This is a genomic window from Halobaculum limi (genome assembly GCF_029490015.1).
Classification (GTDB): Archaea; Halobacteriota; Halobacteria; order Halobacteriales; family Haloferacaceae; genus Halobaculum; species Halobaculum limi.
Map to the genome: position 1 here is coordinate 1,581,099 of NZ_CP120468.1, position 22,741 is coordinate 1,603,839.

Consider the following 22,741-nt stretch of genomic DNA (forward strand, 5'->3'; position numbering starts at 1 on the left):
GTTCACTAGCTCAGACTGGGGAAGGTGTGGTGGAACTGATGACTGTTTATGTGGGCAGTCTGGACCTCGTCAACCACAGTCCGAACAATCAACCGAAGCTACTTACGTGATACAGGCGTATCACAGCATATGAGCACTGACAGCGACGCCGACGCCGACGGCGAGATGGAGAAGATCAACGTCCGGGTGCCGCAGTCGCTGCTGGCACAGGTCGACGAGGCCTGGGAGGAGCGTGGCTACGCGACCAAGTCCGAATTCATCCGCGACGCCCTTCGGGACGCTGTGAACCCGCCAACCCAGCTATCCGAGGAAGCGCTAGAGCATCTGGCTGAAAGTCGCACGCAGCGGGAGCAGGGCGAGACGGTGTCGCAGGACGACGTGAAGGACCGCTTGGGAATCGATGACTGAGGTCCAGTGGACACCGAAAGCACTCGATTTACTGGAGGGTCTCGAGACTGAAGGCCAAGGGCGGTTGGTGAAGAAACTCGACGAGGCGAAAGACTGGACATCCCATCGCCTCGAAAAGCTCACCGGCTACCCGTACTACAAGCTCCGCGCCGGCGACTACCGAGCGATCATCACGTGGGACCGAGACGAGGATGTCCTCGTCGTTGAGGCGGTTGGGCATCGGCGGAATATCTACGATCGCCACCTCCCGCCGTAACCCATTCTACCTACAAGGAGAGAAGGCCGGGATTCCCTCCTTGTAGGAAGATGGCCAGCTGTGAAGAGAGTTCGAATCACTACAACTAATTGTGACGGGAGATAGCCACCACCCGTGCGAGAGTCTGCTGTGGTTCGCCTCCTTGTGGTCTTTCTACTAATAGCAGGTGCCACAAGCGGTGTCACTGCCGCCGCGAATCCGGCGCCGACGCCACAGGCCCTCTCTGATACTGTGGTCTTTCAGCAGGAGACGACGCCGACGCAGCAAAACAACTCGACGGTCCAGCAGGAAGACCCCGAGACCGTTGCTGAAGACGGCGATTCAGAAGCGCTTCGGTCCTACCTCGCTCAGTCACTTGCTCGCCGCCTCCAAGGCAGTACCGTCAATTTGAGTCAAGGCGAGTACGACCAAGCCCGCGAGCTTGTTGGCGAGGAGTACCAGGAAGACTTCGAGAAATTCGTTGAGGTCAGCGGCGAGACCGATGGTGACCAGACACCAGAGTCGTTCGAGCAAGCAATTCAAAATCAGCAGGAGTTCATCAACCGAACGCAGTCATACCGCGAGACAAAAGCCGAGTATGAAGAAGCGGTCGCGAACGGGAACGAGACGCGTGCCCGGGAGTTGGCTCGCGAACTGAATCAGATTGCGGCTCAAGTGAACGAGTCCGAGGGGAATGTCTCGAGATCGTACACTGCGGTCCAAAATCAAACGGGTGCGAATCTCAGTCGTGAGGAGACGTCGGTGCAAGAGGTTGGCCAGAACATCACGAGTGATGCAGCGTCAGTTGTCCAAGCGACGTTCATTCAAACGCGGCTTTCAGCAGAGATTGACCGAACTTCTATCTCATTTCTCAACCCTGTTGCGCTGACTGGCACACTCCAAACTGGAAATGGAACGGCAGTCGCCAATCAGTCAGTGACACTCTCTGTTGGTGGCCAACAATTGACGACCCAGACTGACTCGACTGGGTCGTTCAGTGTTGAGTATCGACCGGTGTTAATCGATGTTAACGCGACGACGCTCAACGTTAGCTACCAGCCGAGCAATGGATCTGTGTATCTCGGCAACTCCACGACTGTACCGGTGACTGGCGTCGAACAAGTTGTTGTCGAGCAAACGGTCACTGGGCCAGACTCCGCAGGATTTGGTGAGACTGTTACTATCTCTGGGCAGATTGACGCTGAAGGGGTTCCAGTTGGCGACGTCCCTGTTCGAATTATGGCTGGCGACGTTCGGCTTGGTACGGTTCGCACGAACGAATCGGGCGTGTACTCACTGACGACTACGCTTCCGGCGAACGTCAGCAGTGGTTCTCAATCGATCACTGCATCGATTCCGCTGACTGGCCGGGCCGTCGCGGGGCAGCCAGTCCAAACGACTGTGCAGATTAGCGAGACAGCCACCGAACTTGATCTCGACACTGCCGTGAATAGCACCACTGGGACTGTATCGGGAGCGTTGACGACGACAAGTGGTGCTCCACTCCCAAATCAGCAACTCGACGTCCTTGTCGATGGGACCGTCGTGACTACGGTAGAGACCAATTCAGAGGGTCAGTTTGCGACGACCGTCGCACGCCCGCTTGCGAACACTACGCGCGCAACAGTTACTATCCGCTATGATTCTGCGGGGACAAATCTTGGAGACTCACAGGCACGTAGTGTATTAGAGTGGGAAGGAGAGACTGATGGTCAAAGTGGGCTCCTCCAAACGCTTGTCGCCAATCAATCGGTGGTTGTGGTTGGCGGGATTGGAGTTCTTGTGTTGGCCAGCGGTGCTGGACTACTGTTCCTGATTCGCGACGAGGACCAAGTTGCAGCTGTGGGTGATTCGACAAACGGACCCACAGAGAACGGACCCGCTGTCAGCGATAGTGTTGATGATTCATCAGTCACCGACAGGGTCGACGCGCTGACGCAGCATCTGGACGATGACCCGACAGCTGCGGTAACGCTCGCGTTCACACTGGTTCGTACCCAACTTGCTGAGAGTACCAACGTTGACAACGCGTTAACACACCGTGAGTTCCTACGAAAGTGCCAGCGTAGTGTTTCTGCAGAACAGTTCACCCAACTTGAGGCGCTTACTGATATGTATGAACGCGCTGCGTTCCGTTCAACTCCGATTTCGGACGAAGAAGCGCAAGATGTAGTCGATATTGCCAAGTCATTGCTTCGTTAGCGAGCTGTGGTACAATACTCTACAAGTATAGACTATTGCTCAACATTGGTAGTCCTTCTCCCACTAGAGAGATGATTCGAACAAGTTGTTCATCACAATCACACTCGAACTCAATCATCGACGAATAAGCGATATGCGTACGGGCTGTTCTCTGATTATATACTAATAACTTGTTTGTAAATTACTGTAGTAGCTATTTGCATATATTTCGAACACCAAATACAAATGTTCAAGTGAGTGAACACCTGATACGTCAGTTAATGGGACGTTACCCTCGGCAGGTACGTAGTTCTCGCGTCAAATGCCTCGGTTGCAACGCGCCAGCAGCAGAGACAATTGACGATGTCTACGTGTGTGTTGAGTGTGGTGATACCGTCGCCGGCTGAGAACAACGATAACGATGTCAGGACAATCGATAGCAGAAAATGGAGGGGGGACCGTATCGGAGATCGAATCACTAGACCGTCCAGAAGGAGAACACCGGTCTGCAGCGGAACTAATTGTTGGTGAAGAAAGCGAGATTCGCCCGACGCTTAGCGTCGTAATGCCGACCCTAAATGAGGAAGAGGGCATCGCTGAGTGTATCGAGATGATTCGGACTGCAGTTGAAGAACTGCAGCTGTATACGGAGATTCTCGTCTCAGACAGTTCGACGGACCGCACTCCAGAGATCGCCCGAGAGATGGGTGCAATCGTCGTGACGCCCGATGCAGGCGGATACGGCTATGCGTACCGCTACGCGTTTGCTCGCGCTCGCGGGGATTACATCGCGATGGGGGACGCGGACACAACGTACGACTTCGAGGATCTCCCGGAGCTTATTGACCTCGTCGAGGACGGCGACGCAGATATGGCGATGGGCTCTCGCCTCGACGGCGAGATTATGCCAGGTGCAATGCCGACGCTCCACCAGTACATCGGAAACCCTGCTCTCACCGCGTTCTTGAACGCCTTCTACGGGGCGGGCGTCTCTGACGCCCACTCGGGGATGCGCGTGTTCACGCGCGAGGCGTGGGACCGGATGGACTGCGATACGACGGGGATGGAATTCGCCTCGGAGATGATTATGGAAGCGGGAGCGAAGGACCTGGAGATTGCCGAGCGGCCAATCGTCTACCACGAGCGTGAAGGTGAAGAGACGCTCGAGAGCTTCTCTGACGGCTGGCGTCACGTTCGGTTCATGCTGTTGAACGCACCAGGATATCTGTTCTCAGCGCCTGGAATCGCGCTTGCGCTTGTGGGCGCAGTGTTACTCGGCTTGGTTGCTAGTGGCGGAGAGCTTGGCGCAGCCACGTTCGGTCCCCGGACGTCGATTGCCGGGAGTCTGTTCGTGATTGCTGGGGTCAACGTCGCGAGTTACGGAATCTATGCCAGCATCGCGAGTGACCCGATTCGCCGCCCGGAAGACCCGATCACGAACTTCGTGACGAACACGTTGTCACTAGAAACAGGTGTCGCTGCAGGGGCCGCGACCCTTGCGGTTGGTGGTGCATATGCGCTGCTTGCAGTCACCCAGTGGTCGATCTCGGGATTCCAAATCGTGCCATCGCTGTCAGCGAGTCTGCTCGCGTTCACAGCGATCGTCGTTGGGATCCAAGTGATGTTCGGGAGCTTCTTCGTTGGAATTCTCTCCCGGAACTAACCGGCTGAAACTTTTTAACCATTTTAGCTTCTACATATGTAGATCTATCTGATAGTTTTGATGTTCAAGCGAATCTAAACGATGGATTGAGCGATCCTGAGCCATCGAGGGCCCAGAAAACTGCAATTCGGAGATGATCAGATATCTCATCGGCGACGACGAATTTCGGCCAGCGGACAGAAACGACGACCCAGGCGCTGATCTGTGCGGCTTTGACCAGCATATGGAAGTGAGATATTTCGTCACAGTGTCTTGCTTGAGGAGGCCCGCGCCATCCAACACAGTGACTCTGTGTTGGCCGTCTCCAGTAATCGGATCGCTGGCGTGTTGAGGGGTTTGATCAAGAGCGAGGAGACTCGCGGGATGGCGACTATCTGGCTTCGTGACCAGCCTCGAGAACGTCCATAGGCAGGCCGATCTCGCAACAACCTCTAATTGCGTCGCGTCCGATTTGGTCATCTCACTTGGCGAGATGCAGCCGATAGTCGGCTACATAATTGGTGATGAGTGACTGTCTTTGAGCGTAGAAGATTAATAATAATTCTGAAACGATTCAACTAATAATACCGAAAGCGGGACAGATTTGATGTTGGCAGAAGGAAATAATTAATTAAATGTATTCATTTATTTCCGCTTCCACCTCCCCCCATTGTCACGCCACCAACGTTCCGCATCGTCTGGGTCCTTCGCCAGGCGTCCAGTGGGATGGCGTCGATAGTCCGGTCACCTTCCAACATTAAGCCGACGGCGTCAGTGATCACGAACTCAACACGATTCAATTGATAAATAGATTGATCGAGTGGAGAGATTGCAGGACTGAACGTGTAGAAGCCGACATCGACCGAATACCTAAAATAGGCCTTTCCCTTCTTATCGGTTAAATGAAAATTGGTGTAAATGCTCGAACATTCATGGTTGAGGAACCAGACGGTGCAGTACAGTCTGCACAAAAATTGGTTGAGGAGTTAGCCTCTCGAAACGCTATTGAGGTGGTTCTGTACGGTAACTCCAGACTGAAACAGAAATTTGGTTCCATACTAGAGGTTCGTAGTACCGGGTTTGCCTCAAATTCTCCATTTTTTGGAGTTTTTTGGGAGCGGACTGTTCTTCCTTGCTTAGTAAACTCTGATGAACTTGATATACTACTCTGCCCAAACGGAAATGCTCCGCTTACCCCAGTGAATTGTCCAGTGGTAACCTACATTCACGATGTGAATGCTCAAAAAGGGATGTCTAGTGGGATACATGGAATCTACCGGAAGCTGGCTGTTCCTCTGGGAATTCGCAACTCTGACCTTGTTTTGACTGTATCCGAGTTCTCAAAAAGAGAAATATCCGAGCACCTCTCAGTTGAAGAAGAGGATATCTATGTTGTGTACAATGGACTTAGCAAGAGGTATTTAAGTGATAGCGAAGGTACACCTTGGGAACTCCCCGAAAACTACCTTCTATACGTAGGGGCAATGAACCCCAGAAAAAATGTTCAGAGGCTCGTAAAAGCATATAATCAGGTCAGAAGAGAGATCCCTCATAGGTTAGTACTAATCGGACCTCAAAACAAATCCGTATATAAGAAAATGGATATTGACGAATTCAGTGACGATATCATCACTCCTGGGTTCGTGTCGGAGTCTAAATTAAAATTCGCTTATAGAAATGCAGATCTGTTTGTATATCCTTCTCTGTATGAGGGATTTGGATTGCCCCCGTTGGAAGCTATGGCAGTTGGAACTCCTGTTGTCGCATCTGATAGGGCATCGCTTCCCGAACTGCTTAATGGACACTGTGAGTTAGTCAATCCAACTGAAATTGATCAAATCGCGAATTCCATTCTTAGATCGATAGCGCAGCCGTTAGATGAATCCGACCGGCAAAAACTTCGAAGGTATGCGCATAAATTTTCTTGGCAAAGTTCCGGTGACCAGGTAATTAATATCTTGAGATCAGTTGTTGACAACCGGGATTTCTAAGATTCTCATCGAAATACCACGCTTTCTTATTTTTACTCCGTAATTTGATCTTTTACCGTCTTTAACGACAGCGGAATTTTTGACTCAATCATTTCGATTATGAGCTTGTCTTCAGGTTGTAGCAGTCCCGCAACCAAGGTCAACACTACGGTGAAGGTTGCAGATCCAAAGAGAACTGCAAGAAAGCTGAATAATGGTGACTCAGTGGTGAGAGATAACAAATTTCCGATAGGAAAAACGAATGCTATCAAAACAGCATACGTTTTTGCGTTTGCTTTTGAGAACGGCGTGATTCTGAAGTTTTTAAATAAAATAGTAAAAACATATATATTCAATATTGTAAACGAAATTAACGAGGAAACTGCAGCTCCAACGTAGCTGTACCTTGGCACTAAGATAATATTCAGAAGAACATTAACAGAGAATGCTAACAGATTAGCATATGATATGTGCCGGGTTTCTCCCAGTGCGGAAAGTGTTTCGCGATTACGACCAACCATCACATTCGTGAAAAACCCCAGGGCGAGGATCGATAGCGCGACCCCTGCTGGCTGATACTCAACACCCCATAGAAGGACCATTGTTTTCTGAGGTATGACCACAAAAGTCACCAAGGCAGGTAGTGAAATAATAAATATCCAACGGGTAGTCATCTGATAGACCTGATTCAGTTCATTGGTGCGCCCTTTAGCGTCTAACTTTGAGGCCAAAGGGAGATATAAAAATCCAAATGATGACAAAACCAGTTGTAAGCCCGCCGCGACCGGATACGCTGCGCTGTATTGCCCGACATCGGCAGGTGTATTAAAATAACCCACCATCAGGGTATCAGTCCTCGTTAATAGTATCCCTATTATTGAGGAGACAATTAGAGGGAACGAAAATTGAAGTAACTTGCTTGTCGTCCTTTCTGCAGGGCCAAAGAGAGAGAATACATTGTTCGCATAGTATAGCGATACCACGAAGACGAGCAAAGAAGACGCAAAGTACGCAAACCCAGCCGCAACGAGTTCATATCCGAGAGTTAGGAGAGCCAACAAAATCGCAATTCGACCTAGCGGGTATATGAGGTCTTGTGTGTACGTCTTGTACTTCGTTATCTCGTATCCTCGAATGGCTGCAATTGATATTCGGAAACCCGAGTAGAAGGGGATCGCGACAACGAATACACTCAGGACTCTCCCGTATTCTGATGACTGTAAAAATGCTCTTGAGAGGTCCTGGATAAAGAAGTTAGCAAGTATAACTAGCAAAATGGAGATAGATATGCAGATAGCAATTGCACTTACCCAGACACCTCGTTTCTTTCTTGTCTCCTCGTATCTCGAAATGTATCTGGGTATACCTTGATTTAATCCAAATATTGAGATTATTGATAAGAGTGTGAATATCGTGATTCCAACACTGATTATTCCGTAATCTGATGGCCCGAGAAACCGTCCGATGATTATTCTCTCAACTAATCCAGAGACAGAGGCCACTATTGAGCCTAAGAACACCAGAATAGTACTGGAAAGGAGTCCTTTGAGTTCCGAGTCGTCCACCATCAGGCGTAGCCCAAATCCTCCAAACGAGACATTACATCCGTATCAACATCCATAGTAGACGCTGTAATCTCCTTTCGATCTAATTCAGCTATGAGATCCTCCAGGATGCTCTCGGCTTCGGTCTCACTCAGCTCTGATTTTGAAGTTAGGCAACCATCGTGTTCTTCATAGGCATATCGATTTCTACGATCAACGAAGCCAGACAACTGACAGTCAAGCTGATTGTACATATCCTCTGCGACACCCTTCTTTTCAAACTGTGCTAAGTGCCACTTAAGTAGCCCGTGGTATTCCACAACGTAGTCGCGTGAATCAACAGATGACAACAAGTCTTGACCCCGAGAATCAGCACTTACGCCACACATTTCACATATTGTTTTGTGAACATCTAAGATACTAACCACTTCTTTACGACTCTCTGACTTGCAGTTTGAGCCAGAGATCACCAAAGGAACGTGAGTTAACTCTGGGTAAATACCATAGCTGTGGTTCCAAAGGTCCTGTTCGCCAAGCATCTCCCCGTGGTCAGAGAGTGTAATAACGTAGTCAAACTGTTTTTCCAGAATAGAGAATATTTTCTCGTACATATCTGACAAGTATTCTACGGAACCATTGTACGCTTCTCTGATTTCATCTGGATCGTCAACATTGTCAGATAAGGCGTCGCCAAGAACAACGTCAACTGGTGTGTCAACATCACAGTACTCTTCTGGAGGATCGTAAGGTGTGTGCGCATCCATTATATTCAGGAATAGAAAGTTGTCAGATTCGAATGAAGTGTTCCTCAGGCGTTCAAGTATCTTCTCGGAACCTCCATCCGCGGTGCTCAACTCCATTTTGATTCCTTGGCGAATAGACGGTAAGACCTTCCCATCACTGAAGAAACAGTGCCTTAGGGCGTCGACGTATTTGCGAATACCACTTGATTCGTTATTTGCATAGAACTCTTCCCAGTCAACGACGTCGTCATTTCTTATTGAGAGATTTGACGGTCCAACAAAAGTATCAAATCCACTCTCCCACCCGTCCCACATAGTTATCTGGGGGTTCGCAGAGAATAGGGAGTTATGATATCCTTGGTTAGAAAGTAGCTCTGGGAGGGTCTCGAAGTCAACACTTAATGACGGGCTCTTACCGTGTACCGCGATTTCTGACGGGTATTTTCCAGTGAACAAAGATGCGTGGGCAGGAATCGTCCAGTGAGAAGTTGAATAGCAATTCTCGAATCTCTTACCAGGCAACCAGTCAAAGTGCTCATTGAATGAATCATAGCGTAGTGTATCCAAAACGACGACCGCGACATCATTCATAATCACGCTTAGCTACCAGAAGGTAAATAATACTTAGTGGTTCACTCTGCATCAAGTGAGCGAAGTAGACGTGTAGCAACGACGTAGAACAAATTAAATATGTAGATGGTATGTTTCTCGAAGAGGATAAAGTCTATATACCAACCTATGTAAGCCGCGTACAGTGATAGACCAGAACTATCGGGCTAATATCGAATACTGCCAAATGGCACCCGATCCATTAGTCTCTGTCATTATCCCATCCGTCCCAGAGAGCTCTCACAGAAGTGTAGTAGATATGCTATCCGAACAGGATTTTGAGGAGAGTTATGAAGTCCTCGTCGTAAATGATTCTTCGTTGGGAGTTTCGGACGCTAGGAATGCTGGTCTTTTAGCGGCGAATGCTGACACAGTCGCATTCATTGACGACGACTGTGAACCCGAGTCAAACTGGCTCAGTTCGATATATTCAGAGATGAAAGACAACGAATTTGTGTGTATTGAAGGGAAAGTTGTAGGCGGCCTCTCGTACACAGGAAAAAGGGGATATCCAACCTGTAATCTAACTGTTGACCGTGAGACTGCTATTGATGTTGGTGGATTCCGGAGCGAGTTTGATGGCTGGCGAGAGGATACCGAGTTCGGGTGGAGAATGGAACGAGATGGAGACGGCAAGTGTGGTTACAATCCAAACCAGGTAGTAGCACACCCCAGCCGACCCCGGGCAAACTACATTGACAAAAATGAACAATTGCTAAAAAATGAGTACCCAGATAATTATAATGAGGTGATGAACAACACGATCAAAGACAGACTGTTCCGTGCCTTGCAAAAGAGGGGAATCACGAACTGGCTAAATCACCACCGATGGGGAGAAAAGAGCCAATGAATTTTGGGATAGTAAGTCAGTGGAAAAAGTACTATCAGAACCATGGTGTGAAGTCAGGTAATCTCATAGTAAAAGATATTCTTAGTGGAGTTAGCTATATCTCAGGTGTACACAAAAGAGGGCAATCCGTGTTTGAAAAAGAATGGGACCTGCTCATAATACTAGACGCTTGCAGGTACGACCACTACTGCGAGATCGTCAACAACTGTGAGAAACATACCTCAAATGCTAGCACTTCCAGTGAATGGATGGCAAAAAATTTCGGCGAGGATTATAGCTCAGAAGTCAGTAAAACGGCGTACATCACATCAAACCCACATTCGTCGATGATAGAACAGAACTCGTTTGAGTACGTCGATGAAGTCTGGAAAAATGGATGGAACAAAGAGTTGGGAACGGTTCTCCCTCAGACTGTGACTGACAGAGCCATATCTGCTGCACGTGAGAATGATTTCGAACGTCTCATAGTTCATTATATGCAGCCACACTTCCCATTCATAGCTGGAGATCAAAATGTGGGGAGTATGAAAAAGGTAGATTCGGGGAAGGGGGCTCATTCAGGGAACGTTTGGCAGCAAATCGCTGTAGGTAATCTCTCGGTTGATGAAATTTTGTCACCTTACAAACAAAACCTCGAATTCGTTATGGAGAGTGTAGAAGTTTTGCTCGAGAACTTCGACGGGAACGCAGTTATTACCGCAGACCATGCCAACGCCTTGGGCGAGTACGGAGTAACGGGACACCCAGCATATATTCCGATTGACGCGATTAGGGCTGTACCTTGGGATGAGAGAACGTGTGTTGACTCTGAAAACCACATCCCCAAAAGCACGGAATTGAGTGCAGAAGAAACAAATAATGTAGAGTCACGCCTTGCAGATCTGGGTTATATGTGAGTATCCGAAAGGGTTATACCCTAAAATACTCCAAAGTTACTACATGAAAGAGGGGCAATTTAACGTACTTCTACTGACTATAGACTGTCTAAGATACGATCGATGTGGTATCAATGGCTACCACCGAAATACGACACCTCAAATTGATCAACTGGGAGCTGAATCAGTAGTCTTTGATAGGGCCTACTCTACCGGCTCTTGGACGCCAGAGTCGTTCCCCGGTATTCTTGCGGGACTTCACTCACACAATTCCTCGTACTATACTACACCAAATCTAAAGGCTATACCACCAAAGCAAAAGACCATAGCATCTGAAATAAGTGAGCACGGATACGATACGTTTGCAAAGATTTCTAACCCTCATCTGACGGAAGATCGGAATTACGACATCGGATTTGACCATTTTACAAATATTAGGGATGAGCAGAGCTCAAAGGAATTTAGAGAATCTAAAGAATCGTCTGGAATCTTAGACAATGTCGGAGGTTCATTATGGGAATTGAAAGAGAAGATGCAAAGTCGAAGTACACTTCCGAAGTATAGCCTTTCTTCACTTGGATTCTCAGCGTACAGATACTATCAAAAAAAGTCTGGATGGCCCACGATCAAAGGAGAAGATGTAGTTGACGAACTGATTGATTCAATCTCCACAGCGGAAAATCCATTTTTTGGTTGGGGACACTTTATGGACCTACACGCGCCGCTTAACCCGAATACTGTTACAGAAGGTGGACTGTTTTCCGGCTCATACTTCGATCAATTCAGCCACGATGCAAAGCGGGCTAGTAACATATTCTCTCCGGGTTACGAAGCAATGTACGATAGTGCTCTGCGTTACGTCGATGCCCAAGTGTCCAGGCTAATAGAGGAACTGAAGCAGCAGGGTGTCTGGGAGAATACAGTGGTGATACTAACAGCAGACCACGGTGAAGCACTACACGAACGTGGAGTGTATGGTCATTTATCTCTAGGGGAAGAGTTCGTTCATGGTGAGGGACGTCACTACCTATACGACGAACTACTTCATGTCCCTCTCATTGTTAGAATCCCAGATAACAACCACCGTCGGAATAACAGTCCTTTTTCACTTGGCTGGCTTCATGAATTACTGGGAGAAATCGCAGGAGTCGACTTAGGAGAGTTCCCATACTCAAGCGAACAGGAGTCACATCTTTCGGAAGCTTTGAGCACTGACACGCCAGTAGTCTCAGACACGTTATCCGAGAGTGGTCATACGGTTGCGGTACAAGATTCAGATAAGAAACTCTGGAAGATGACTCACAGCAAAGCAGGATACGAGGATACAGGTATTGCATTTAGACTTATGTCTGATGGCTCGGAGCGAATTGAGATCGACCCAGAGTCAGTTGACCGTCAATTTCATAAATTAATATCAGAGCACTCTTCATCACCAAATTCACTTCGTTCCGTTGAAGGCGAAATTAGTTCAGAAACAGATGATCTGTTGAAGCAGTTAGGATACAAGACATAAAATCTTAGAAAACGATCATAAAACTGCTTGATAAACTGTTAACCATCAAAATTAATTAAAAAATTGCCACGGCAAATAAAAGTCCTCTATTCAGTTTTATTTTTAACCTTTGGGGCCCTCGTTTCATATCAGGCCTGGCTCCCAACGAGAGCAACGTCGGATGAGCGCTTCGCATCATATAGCATTCACAATTTGCTCTCTCAGAACCATTTGTATACTAATACTGGTGTGAGCTATAGCAACGGCAACCTGTATCAAATATTTTCATCGGTAGCTCTCAAAGTTACAGGACTGAATTACCCTGCTACAGACCTATTGTCACCAACGATCGGTGTCTTAGTATTCGCGCTAATCACTTCTCTTCTAATCACTATCCATAATCGGGAATCAAAAACAAGAAATTGGTGGGTAGCAGTGATAATCCCAGCAGGAATCTTAGTTTTCCCAGGGTTCGTGTCTCGACTTTTGGAAACAAGTCATAAAGCAATTACATTCACATTTGTTTTTGCCAGCCTCTATCTTGTGATTCGTCTAAGAGACGACCGAAGATTTAGTATTCTTTTTCTATCGCTCGCATTGTGTATCGGCCTGACAAATTATGTGTGGGGAATCGTGTACGGATCGATGCTCGTGTTGTTTGCAGTGGGATATCATCGATACTGGATCTTCGATCATATCGCAGTTGCCGTTATACCTGTCTCAGTTGCAGTCGTTGCACCACTTTACTTGCCATCAATCAGCTGGAACATCAACTCAACTGTGAGGATTACTCGAGCAATCCGTGGACTTCAAACGGCCAGTCCTAAAGGTGCAGGAGGAACAGGCGCACTACAGGGATGGCCAATATTCTCTATCGGAGGAATTAGTGTGAATATATGGTTTGTTTTTGTTATTGGTATTATGGCGATTTCAATCATCTCACTATTTGTTGGTTTTTTAGTATTGCACCGGTTGAGAATGCCAGAGGTTTCAAACCTTGATACCGGAATGTTTGGTATGTTCCTATGGAGTTCGGCAATTTTAATTGCACTTCTTGCTGCCGGGAATCTTGCAACTTTAAAGCGTGTTATTATTATTCCAAGCATTTTGAGCTTACTTTATTTATCCACCAGAATTTCTATCGGCTCACTGTATAATGGGGTTAGTTTCACGAAGCGAGGCCAGTCACAGATATTCACCGTACTGGCGATTATTCTATTGATTTCTGTACCACTAGCAAGTCCCAGACTCGCACCGCATGGTGATATTTCGCCTTACAACTTCTATGCCGATGAAGCAAACGTGGAGTCTATTGAATGGATAGCTGAATCTAGTTCTAGTTGTCTGGCTGCGGATGAAAAATTAGACGCGTACGTAAGTGGAAAAATGTACAATGTCAATATTCCAGTTATTGAACCAAGCGTAAACTCTACTCAGGTATATGATAGTGGAGGGACGAACCAGTTGACCTGCGAACAAGACATTCCAAAGTGGGCATACTGGGTGTAAAGATCAGGTTGTATGCTCTGATGAGCGTCAAGTGCCTAAAATATCTATAATCCACAGAGATCATCCAAAATTGCTCAACCGAAAGAAGAATTAACTAGCTCGTATGCTAAGAAGATAGTGCGTATCTGTTTCATCTCTAACGTTGTCTATCCATTCATCACCGGTGGCGCTGAAAAACGGATCCACGAAATCAGCCAGCGTCTTGCCAACGAAGGCCACGATGTCACGATCTACGGCCGTCACTATTGGGATGGACCGAAAGAAGCACGCTACGGCGATGTGCGACTCCGAGCAGTCGCACCCGCCCAAGATCTCTACACAGACGATCGTCGCTCAATCACTGAGGCCATTGATTTCTCTGCGCGACTCTTCCCATCGCTCGCAAAGCACCTCCAGCGTGGAAGACACGACCTCGTGGTCGCCTCCGTCTTCCCGTACTTCCCCGTGCTCTCCTCTAAGCTCGCCACACTTGGCACGGACACACCCATTGTAACGACGTGGCACGAAGTGTGGGGCGACTACTGGGACGGCTATCTCGGTCGGCTTGCTCCCTTCGGGAAGGCAGTCGAACACTTGACCGCCAGAACCCCACAGCATCCAATCGCGGTGTCGGGAATCACGGCAGACCGACTCGCAGAAGTTGGTCCCGATAGAAATGAGATCGAAGTCGTCCCGAACGGGATCGATGTTGAAAAGATACAGAACGCGGCACTCCCCGAAGAACACGGAGAGCAAGACTACGACGTGCTCTTCGCGGGGCGACTCATCGCCGACAAGAACGTCTCGCTTCTCTTAGACGCTTTCAATAGGGTCGCCGACGAATACGATGCGACACTTGGAATCATTGGTGATGGTCCCGAGAAAGAACGACTCGAACAGCAATCTGCGAATCTCAACCACACCGACCAAATTGAGTTCCTAGGATTTCTCGACGAGTACGAGGATGTTCTTGGACATATGCGCGCGGCCTCGGTATTTGCCTCACCGTCGACACGAGAAGGATTCGGGATTACGTTCGCCGAAGCGATGGCAGCTGATTGTACCGTCATCGCGGCTGAGCACCCAGAGAGTGCTGCAAGTGAGGTCATAGGGGACTCAGGATACCTCGCTCAGCCAACTGTCGACTCGGTCACTGAAATGCTCTCGAAAGCACTGGACGGGGAACGACCACCACAAAGCCCCACTGAACGAGCCTCGCATTATGACTGGGATGCCGTGGCTCAGCAGGCAGAAGACGTGTACTTACGTGCGATTACCGGAGATTGGTGACTCACGTAGAAAGCACCGTAGTGAACACACCGAAAAAGACGAAACAGGGTGTGCCTCCCGCGATACTCCTATTAATTACCGAAGGCAGAAGCAGAGAAGCTCGTGAGATATTCTAAACAGGGAGCGGTTAGACCGTCGCCGTCACAATCATATTGCTACCCTGCAGTGATGCGTCGACGAGTGTTACACCCCACCCTGCGAGCGTCTGAAGGACATCGGTTGGGACCACTCCCCGCGAGAGCGTCGCTTCAACGGTCCAGTTGGTGTGTGGTCCTACATTCGGTGCACACACATCCACACCGAGGACGCACTCACACTGTGCCAGCGCATTCGCCACATTATGTACGTGTATCCGATCGCGAACGGTACACGACATTAGCGTACCTCTCTGCAAGAACCATCACACCGAGCACACAGCGCTGCATCTATCGATCCACGTAGCAGCACTCGCCGACACAGTATACACTGTGTCCCGTATATGCGAACACTCATTCCTCACTCCACGACCAACGAAAACTGTCAAGCGTACACTCGGCGGTGCTCACACGGGCAACTGATTCACTCGCGCAAGCCTCACGGGACGTGTTCGTCGCACAGAAGCATTCAAAACACGGGAGAATATCCGACCGAACGGTAGGATTCTCGCCATCTACTCCCGGGCAGAATATGTTCTCGTGGCGGCAGGCAGTCGGTTCATCGTCGCTAGCTATTTCAGTCGGAGTTGTGTCTGTTTGCATGGGTTCCTTCTCTCTGTAGAACACCCACCGCCCACCTGCTCCAACAGGGGGCATTTCACCAGTCTCAGTGGCTGGCTGTGGTGTATGTTCGTAGTAGACCCTTGTTCCGGAGAACCCATAAAACTATTGAAGCGCAGAAATAGTTAGTAGTAGTATGAACGCCGAAAAGGCCGCAGGGCGACAGAAAGTCAGTGACGATCAAGTTGTTCAGTTGTTCCGTGACGCACATCAGCCGATCCGAACCGCGGGCGATCTCACAGAACAGTTGCCCATCACCCGTCAAGCTGTGAATAAGCGGCTCAGGCGGCTCGCATCACGAGGCCTTCTCTGCCGACGAAAAGTCGGTAGCTCCGCTGTCGTGTATTGGTTGCCAGACCGCTAGTCGAGATCGGCTGGTGCTGCCAGCTTTCTGCCAGCAGGGGTGATCCAGTAGACACGTGCTGCACCGCCTACCTTTCGGCTTTCGAGGTACCCAGCCTCGACAAGGGATTTGAGCCGCTTGTTTACCCCTTGTTGGGTCATTTCGATTTGATCGGTGAGTTCACCCGCAGTGACGATTGGGTCCGGAGCAAGAGCGACGAGTTGGAGAATCTGCTCGTCTGAGACCTTTGGATCCGGACCGGGCATATGTATCGAATCACCATAGCACCGAGTAAAATTCTGTGTGATTGCCATCTGTTGATACGCATCACCGTTTATGCGCAACTACTAAGTGGTGGCCATCCCTCGAGAGTGTACGCGACGCTCCACGGTGAGGCCGCCCACAAGAAGGGCGGCCGGTGTCATAGCACCGACCGCCGTGTGAGGTCGCTCAGCCAGAGCAACATGCACTATTCTCACCTCGCACGGCTTCAACATACCGAACAGAATGACCGCAACACCGCATCACCACAGCCGACGCCACCCCAGCGGGCTGTGAATAAGGCGGTCGCGGTCCACGCCATAACTCGCGTCGACACGGCGATCCCCACCGCACCCGCCAAACTACCCGGTTCACACCGAACGTACACACGGTCGCACACAGCGACCCAGTAGTCAGCCACCGAGCGTACCGCTCCGACACCCACCAGCCACAGCGACAGCCATCGATATGTCCACAGAATCCACCACCGAGCAGATTGCCGATCTCACCGACCTCATCGCAGAACAGCGCACCATCATCGAAGAGCAACGCGAGATCATCGACGAACAAGCCGTACAGCTCGCCCAGCAACACAACGAGGTCACCTCCAGACTCGACGATCTCGAGGCCGTCATCACTACGACCGATATCGACGAGCGATTCGAACGCCTCGAACGTCGCGTCGATATCAAACACGAACGGCATCTCTCACGAGTCGACACCATCCTCGTTGGCGACGAGTCAGGCTACCTGACTGACGAGCAAGAGACGTTCCTCGCTGACCACGATTCAGTGCTCGACTGCTTACAGACACTCACGGACGAACTCACGCAGTCGACCACCACGAACACACCAGCAGCAGCCACCACCCGCCTCCGTCGGATCCTCGAATCGGTTGCTGACTCAGTCGGCATCGACACTGACGATGCACTTGGCGGCGCCGGTGAAGACACACTCACGAGATTGCTGCGTTACGGCCCGAGTGACATCACAGACAGAGTCTATGCTGTTCACAACAGAGCCAGAGACCTGTTGAGCCATATCGGTGAGTGGGGTCACACAGTCAAGGACGCCTACGGACGTCGTGTCACAATCACCGCCGCAGTGGTCAAAGAGAAGTTGAGCCTCAAACGAGGTGAGCAACTCACCTCCACAGAGGTGCGCCGCATCTTCGAGAAACTCGAAGCCCTCGCCGCGGACTCACCACGTGAGGTTCGCGCTGATACAGGCGGGCGGTCACCGAACCGCCTGTTGATCCGACTACCCGAATAGCTCAAGACTGACAGCTGGTGGCAGCCGGTCAAGCCACTACCCCTGTCAGCGGCCACGCAATCGCAGTCACACAGCGACCGAGCAACACACCATCCGCGGACTGATCGCCCACGTCGACCCACGTATGAGGGGTCGACTACTGGTGGGTGCGTCGAACAGTGCGGCGGTCGGCGGCGGTCTGTGGGTCAGTGCGAGAATTGTGTGGGCTACCACCAGGTGTCAGCGTCGTCCACGACGGCGAAGACATCCCAGCAGATCCGTGGTACCGCCTCCTGAGGAAGGGGCCTTTCCACTCCCACCTGACAGACGCTGCATCCAGCGGCTCATAGACCTCTCACTTCAGAACCATAGCGACACGCTGGGCGAGTGTACTCCGGAGTTCCCCGATGTCGAACGACGTCCCGTTGTGCGTGAGTCGCCCGAAATCATCCCGCAACGCTTGATCCAACACTGCATCGGTCACCATCGACACACTCAGCGACGAACCACCCTCCTCAACAATCGACGTAAGCACCGAATCTGCTGCCACCGTCGCGGCATACTCATCCACGGACGATTCGATCGGAGCTATGTGCGGTGGCTCCCCCGTATACTCGCTCGCGATCTCCCGCGCGATGCCACCGCCTTTCTTGCGATACAGCACCCCGTAGGCAGTCCCCTCACCCCACTGTGTCTCTGGGGTTTCCTTCCCATCCACGCCGATATCGCGCACGTGGACTTCCGTATCGATTGTCGGCAGGGTCGCGAGCCCGAGGGCCTCGAACACCTGCTCCAGTTCGTGCGGAAGGAACGTGGAGCTGGGATACTCGATGTCGACGCCGACGACTGATGGAGCCAGGTCCCAGTCATACCCTCTGTGGCGTCGGTGGACGGCGAGACACCAAATCGTCACACTCTCCGGGTCAGCAAGGGCGGCTTGGAAGGCACTTCGATCGAAGTGCTGGTGGATGTACCGAACGGCGAAGCCATATTCGGGTTGTACTCGCTCAGCGTGAACCCACTGACGTGACGCTTGACCCCTACTCGGGTCCGTAAACGCAAACAGGAGACGTCCATCAGCTCCAAGTCGCAGTCCGAATGGTGTGCCATCGACATACTCGTGAACCCATACGTGACCTGTCGCGAGAAATTCGTCGCTGACTGCCGCGAGTGAAGGAAGATAGAACCCATCTGGCGAGCCAGACATACGTGAGTCAACGGTTGACCCGTACTTGAGTGTGGCCTCGGCCAGCACGCTCCAGTCAGTGACCTCTCAAACACTGATCGTGCAGGACAACGAGGACGGTCGGTGATTCCACCGTTTTGAGTTCGACGTCTCTGATGACGCATCATCTCCGGTAGCTCGACGTCGAGCACTGGGAGCCACACAATGGATCGTCAATTCCTCACCCAGGCCAGTGGGTGGATTCGTCGACTCACCCCGTCGAGAGAGCATCCTAAGAATGCGAGCTTGAGTGTTGTTGTGTGATTCAACACCACTCCAAATATGTCATCTTTCAAGCGCTTTCCGGGCAGGTGCGGAACCGAGCCGGATACCCCGATCGAACCGACCGCTGCTTCACCACCAGTGACAACAGTTAAAATCCAAGCCAATTGTTCCGGAACGGCTTAGGGACCGGCCTTGCAAGGCATCGCTGTGCAGACAGTCGTCCTCGCTGCTGGCCAAGGAACACGGATGCGGCCCCTCACAGACCGCCGGCCGAAGCCGATGCTTCCAGTCGCCGGGAAGCCACTGGTTTCACACACTGTTGACGCCGCGGTCGCTGCTGGGGCCTCACGTCTCGTTATTGTTGTAGGGTATGAAGCAGCAGACGTTCGCGAATATTTCGGTGACTCTGTCCAGGACGTCCCAGTCGAGTTTGCGGTACAAGAGCAGCAGCGCGGGACTGCTGATGCAGTCCGTGCTGCCCAGCCCCACCTCGAAGAGGGCCCATTCGCTGTCGTCAACGGCGATGCGCTGTATGACGAGCCCTCGCTAACGACGCTGTTCGAGACAGCGCCCTCGGTCGGCTCCTATCGCGTCTCGAATCCCTCTGCCTACGGCGTGTTACACACGGCTGACGACAACGAAAATGGAACTCGTGTCACTGGCGTCGTCGAGAAGCCGGCTGACCCGCCCTCGGATTTGATCAATGCAGGCGCGTACGTCTTCCCCGCAGAGGCACAGGAGTGGCTCGATGTCGGTGAAAGCGAGCGTGGTGAACTCGAACTCACGGATGTCTTAGAACAGGCGTGTTCCAACGACACCGTCACCGCGGTCCCATTCGAGCGTTGGCTCGACGTTGGACGACCGTGGGAACTGCTTGAGGCAAACGAATGGAAACTCGCAGAGCTTGACCGCCGCATCGAGGGCGATGTCCACGAAGACGCTGAGATCCGTGGCGACGTCGTCGTCGAAGCAGGCGCCTCCGTCGATGCAGGTGTCGTCATTGAGGGTCCGGCGCTGCTCGAAGCAGAGGCGAGTGTTGGACCGAACGCGTACGTTCGTGGGTGTACCCACCTTGGGACTGGCGCATCGGTCGGCCACAGCGTCGAGATCAAAAACAGCGTGCTGATGGAGGATGCAACTGTTGGCCATCTGTCGTACGTCGGCGACAGCATCCTCGGTCGCGACGTGAACTTTGGCGCTGGGACTACCGTTGCGAACCTACGTCACGATGATAAACCAGTCCAAATGCTGGTCAAGGGAGACCTCGTCTCGACAGACCGGCGTAAGTTCGGTGTTGTCTGTGGAGATGGCGTAAAAACTGGGATTCAAACGACGCTCAATGCGGGCGTCAAGCTGGGGAGTGATGAACGAACCATTCCTGCTGAGCGAATCCTTCGCGACCCGGCACAAGGCGAATGACAACTTGAGACATCGCTAACTAGGTGAGTGACCGTACGGCAGACCTTCGAATTCAGTTAGCAAAAGACGCCCCGGGGGCGTGTTCTCCCCAGCGACGGGCGCTGGTCGGACTACGAGTCGTCACCAACGGAACCCCCACACACCTCACACAGGTTTGACTGCCAGGGGACAGTTGCGATGACGGGCTGGTCTTCATCACACTGAGGGCAGTACTCAGTCGAGTCACTGCCGGGCACAGCAGCAACCTATTTTGTTTACTCATTGATTAGTTTATCCCCCGACAGGATTCGGAGGATGTCACTGTCTAGTTAATTTCCTGAGCTGGCGTTCTTCCGTCGAGCGATAGACGCTGAATTAGCTGAGAGAGAGCAAGTGTCTAGTTGGACGTGATTACACGATAATCACGACCACCTTGACTCACCCCGACGCCATCGGGTAAGCACGAATGTTGCCATCGACTCAGAACGGCGCTTCCCCCAAGGGAGAGCCGCCGAGACCGGGCTGCGAGTTTGCTGTAGCTCCGCACAGCAACGTCGAAGAACTAGCGGAATACCAGGGTTCGATATAAGACGAATAACATCAATCTATATCGGGATGAGGCGTGAACAGTAACGTATGACCGAAGAAGAATCGAATTCCAAGGGCCTGATGGAGCGCCAGACCACCGGCGAAGACCGCGTGCGGATGGCCGCCCGACAGCTGTCGGAGCCGCGGACGGCCAACTGGATCGCCTCCGAAGCGGGCTGGTCACACGAGCCGACCAAGCGCGTCCTCGAACGGCTCGTCGACGATGGCATCCTCCACCGTGACGAGAGCGGTACTCACAGGACGTACTACCCTGATTACCGCCGCCAAGCGATGCAGGAAGCGATGCGGCTTCGAGACAGCGGGCACACTGTCGAGGAACTCACGGACCGTCTCGCCGATATGAAGGCGCAGATCCGCAACTGGGAGGACGAATTCGACGTCGAGTCACCGAACCAGCTTCGCGGAACGCTCGCCGAGGAGGGTCTCGACGCCGACGAAGAAGACCGTCGCCGTGAGATCGCCCGCGAGTGGGAACACCTCCAGCGTCGCATCGACATTGTCGGCTTCACCATCCGCGAATGGGACTTTCTCACTCCAACGAACGAGCCTGCCGAGGCCAGTAGCTGACGGATGTCGGTCCCGCATCCCGGTGGTGATGGCGACGGTGGGAACTATTATCGCTACTGCAGTTGGCGCGGGCGCTTCGCATTAGCGAAGTATGTGATGAGGCGAAGGCCAACGAAGACAGCCAGTGCAGCGACGATCAATTCGATTTGTGGGTGCGTATCCATATCCTGATAGATACGAATCATCCTCGTCCACGGGGCGATTTCATCGGCTGGGCTCTCTGGAACTGGAAACAACGGATAGAGGAGAAAGCGAGCGGCGTAGTACTTCCCTGAGAGGAAGAACGTGTAGGTGTCTCCCAATAGATGACTGGCGTAGCCAATTGCGAACGCTGCAGGAGTCAGTCGCCGTAATCTGTCCAGCGGAGACCCTGTAGGCCACCGATCGGCCAGCCGCACCGAAACATACCACACCGCTCCGCTCACCAACGCGAACGTGAAAACAGAGTGAGCGAGTGAGCGCCCGTACGTGAGGACGCCGACATACGCGAGTGGTTTGTCGACCAGATCTGGAAACTGACTCCCAAACAAGACTGGTAGTAATGCAAGCCGAGCGGGGAGTCGATGAGTCCCAATCGCAGCATACGCAACATAGCAGAGATACGCGAGTGTCGCGTGGCCCAGCGGTAACACACCCTATCGTGGATGTGTGGGAGTGTAAGCTTGTCCGAACGCGCCCTACCTCAAGCTGAGACAACGTCTCAAATCAATTACTTGCATCTCAAATACAGATTTTGACCAAACCCAGTGTAATTCGTCCAAGGATAAATCATCGAATATT

The 22,741-nt window shown here is 51.4% G+C and carries 18 protein-coding genes; 13 read left to right on the forward strand and 5 right to left on the reverse strand.

Annotated features, from left to right (window positions below):
* Positions 1-129 precede the first annotated feature (129 nt).
* The 5 genes from P0D77_RS07950 to P0D77_RS07970 all read left to right on the forward strand — a co-directional run bounded on the left by P0D77_RS07950 (position 130) and on the right by P0D77_RS07970 (position 6,457).
* On the forward strand, positions 130-408 hold the full coding sequence (locus tag P0D77_RS07950; RefSeq protein ID WP_277552302.1) for a ribbon-helix-helix domain-containing protein: 279 nt from the start codon (positions 130-132) through the stop codon (positions 406-408).
* Complete coding sequence (locus tag P0D77_RS07955) at positions 401-664, forward strand: type II toxin-antitoxin system RelE family toxin (protein ID WP_277552303.1); 264 nt, start codon at positions 401-403, stop codon at positions 662-664. Before P0D77_RS07950 ends, P0D77_RS07955 begins: the two co-directional genes overlap by 8 nt.
* Positions 665-793: 129 nt before the next feature.
* Positions 794-2,845, forward strand: a complete 2,052-nt coding sequence (locus tag P0D77_RS07960) for a hypothetical protein (RefSeq protein WP_277552304.1) — start codon at positions 794-796, stop codon at positions 2,843-2,845.
* Between the two features lie 400 nt (positions 2,846-3,245).
* Positions 3,246-4,487: a glycosyltransferase family 2 protein gene (locus P0D77_RS07965; protein ID WP_349770029.1), complete on the forward strand. Its 1,242-nt coding sequence runs from the start codon at positions 3,246-3,248 to the stop codon at positions 4,485-4,487.
* Positions 4,488-5,398: 911 nt separating this feature from the next.
* Positions 5,399-6,457, forward strand: a complete 1,059-nt coding sequence (locus tag P0D77_RS07970) for a glycosyltransferase family 4 protein (protein ID WP_277552307.1) — start codon at positions 5,399-5,401, stop codon at positions 6,455-6,457.
* A gap of 32 nt (positions 6,458-6,489) precedes the next feature.
* Here the strand turns inward: P0D77_RS07970 and P0D77_RS07975 are convergent, their stop codons facing one another.
* Both P0D77_RS07975 and P0D77_RS07980 read right to left on the reverse strand, forming a co-directional pair.
* A complete protein-coding gene (locus P0D77_RS07975; protein WP_277552308.1) occupies positions 6,490-8,004 on the reverse strand; it encodes a flippase in 1,515 nt (504 codons plus the stop codon).
* Complete coding sequence (locus P0D77_RS07980; protein ID WP_277552310.1) at positions 8,004-9,314, reverse strand: sulfatase-like hydrolase/transferase; 1,311 nt, start codon at positions 9,312-9,314, stop codon at positions 8,004-8,006. Before P0D77_RS07980 ends, P0D77_RS07975 begins: the two co-directional genes overlap by 1 nt.
* 163 nt (positions 9,315-9,477) lie before the next feature.
* Here P0D77_RS07980 and P0D77_RS07985 point away from each other — a divergent pair, with 163 nt between their 5' ends.
* The 5 genes from P0D77_RS07985 (at position 9,478) to P0D77_RS08005 (ending at position 15,327) form a co-directional block, all read left to right on the forward strand.
* Complete coding sequence (locus P0D77_RS07985; protein ID WP_277552311.1) at positions 9,478-10,182, forward strand: glycosyltransferase family 2 protein; 705 nt, start codon at positions 9,478-9,480, stop codon at positions 10,180-10,182.
* Positions 10,161-11,078 carry an alkaline phosphatase family protein gene (locus tag P0D77_RS07990; RefSeq protein ID WP_277552313.1) on the forward strand — a complete coding sequence of 306 codons (918 nt, stop codon included), beginning with the start codon at positions 10,161-10,163 and terminating at the stop codon, positions 11,076-11,078. The genes P0D77_RS07985 and P0D77_RS07990 overlap by 22 nt, the downstream gene beginning before the upstream one ends.
* A 43-nt stretch (positions 11,079-11,121) precedes the next feature.
* Complete coding sequence (locus tag P0D77_RS07995; RefSeq protein WP_277552315.1) at positions 11,122-12,570, forward strand: sulfatase; 1,449 nt, start codon at positions 11,122-11,124, stop codon at positions 12,568-12,570.
* Positions 12,571-12,984: 414 nt separating this feature from the next.
* The gene (locus tag P0D77_RS08000; RefSeq protein WP_277552317.1) at positions 12,985-14,058 is read left to right on the forward strand and encodes a hypothetical protein; all 1,074 of its coding nucleotides are present in this window, start codon (positions 12,985-12,987) and stop codon (positions 14,056-14,058) included.
* 117 nt (positions 14,059-14,175) lie between these two features.
* On the forward strand, positions 14,176-15,327 hold the full coding sequence (locus P0D77_RS08005; RefSeq protein WP_277552319.1) for a glycosyltransferase family 4 protein: 1,152 nt from the start codon (positions 14,176-14,178) through the stop codon (positions 15,325-15,327).
* Between the two features lie 1,115 nt (positions 15,328-16,442).
* Here P0D77_RS08005 and P0D77_RS08010 read toward each other — a convergent pair.
* Entirely contained in the window at positions 16,443-16,691 is a 249-nt protein-coding gene (locus P0D77_RS08010; RefSeq protein WP_277552321.1) for a MarR family transcriptional regulator, read from the reverse strand.
* A gap of 463 nt (positions 16,692-17,154) precedes the next feature.
* Between P0D77_RS08010 and P0D77_RS08015 the strand changes: the two genes are divergently transcribed.
* Complete coding sequence (locus P0D77_RS08015) at positions 17,155-17,958, forward strand: hypothetical protein (RefSeq protein ID WP_277552323.1); 804 nt, start codon at positions 17,155-17,157, stop codon at positions 17,956-17,958.
* A gap of 334 nt (positions 17,959-18,292) precedes the next feature.
* Here the strand turns inward: P0D77_RS08015 and P0D77_RS08020 are convergent, their stop codons facing one another.
* Positions 18,293-19,144 carry a hypothetical protein gene (locus P0D77_RS08020; protein ID WP_277552325.1) on the reverse strand — a complete coding sequence of 284 codons (852 nt, stop codon included), beginning with the start codon at positions 19,142-19,144 and terminating at the stop codon, positions 18,293-18,295.
* A 450-nt stretch (positions 19,145-19,594) separates the two neighbouring features.
* On the opposite strand from P0D77_RS08020, the gene glmU reads away from it, so the two are divergent.
* Both glmU and P0D77_RS08030 read left to right on the forward strand, forming a co-directional pair.
* On the forward strand, positions 19,595-20,806 hold the full coding sequence (gene glmU / locus P0D77_RS08025; RefSeq protein ID WP_277552327.1) for a bifunctional sugar-1-phosphate nucleotidylyltransferase/acetyltransferase: 1,212 nt from the start codon (positions 19,595-19,597) through the stop codon (positions 20,804-20,806).
* 615 nt (positions 20,807-21,421) lie between these two features.
* The gene (locus tag P0D77_RS08030) at positions 21,422-21,961 is read left to right on the forward strand and encodes a DUF7342 family protein (protein WP_277552330.1); all 540 of its coding nucleotides are present in this window, start codon (positions 21,422-21,424) and stop codon (positions 21,959-21,961) included.
* A 53-nt stretch (positions 21,962-22,014) separates the two neighbouring features.
* Here P0D77_RS08030 and P0D77_RS08035 read toward each other — a convergent pair whose 3' ends face one another.
* Positions 22,015-22,593 carry a metal-dependent hydrolase gene (locus P0D77_RS08035; RefSeq protein WP_277552331.1) on the reverse strand — a complete coding sequence of 193 codons (579 nt, stop codon included), beginning with the start codon at positions 22,591-22,593 and terminating at the stop codon, positions 22,015-22,017.
* Positions 22,594-22,741 lie beyond the last annotated feature (148 nt).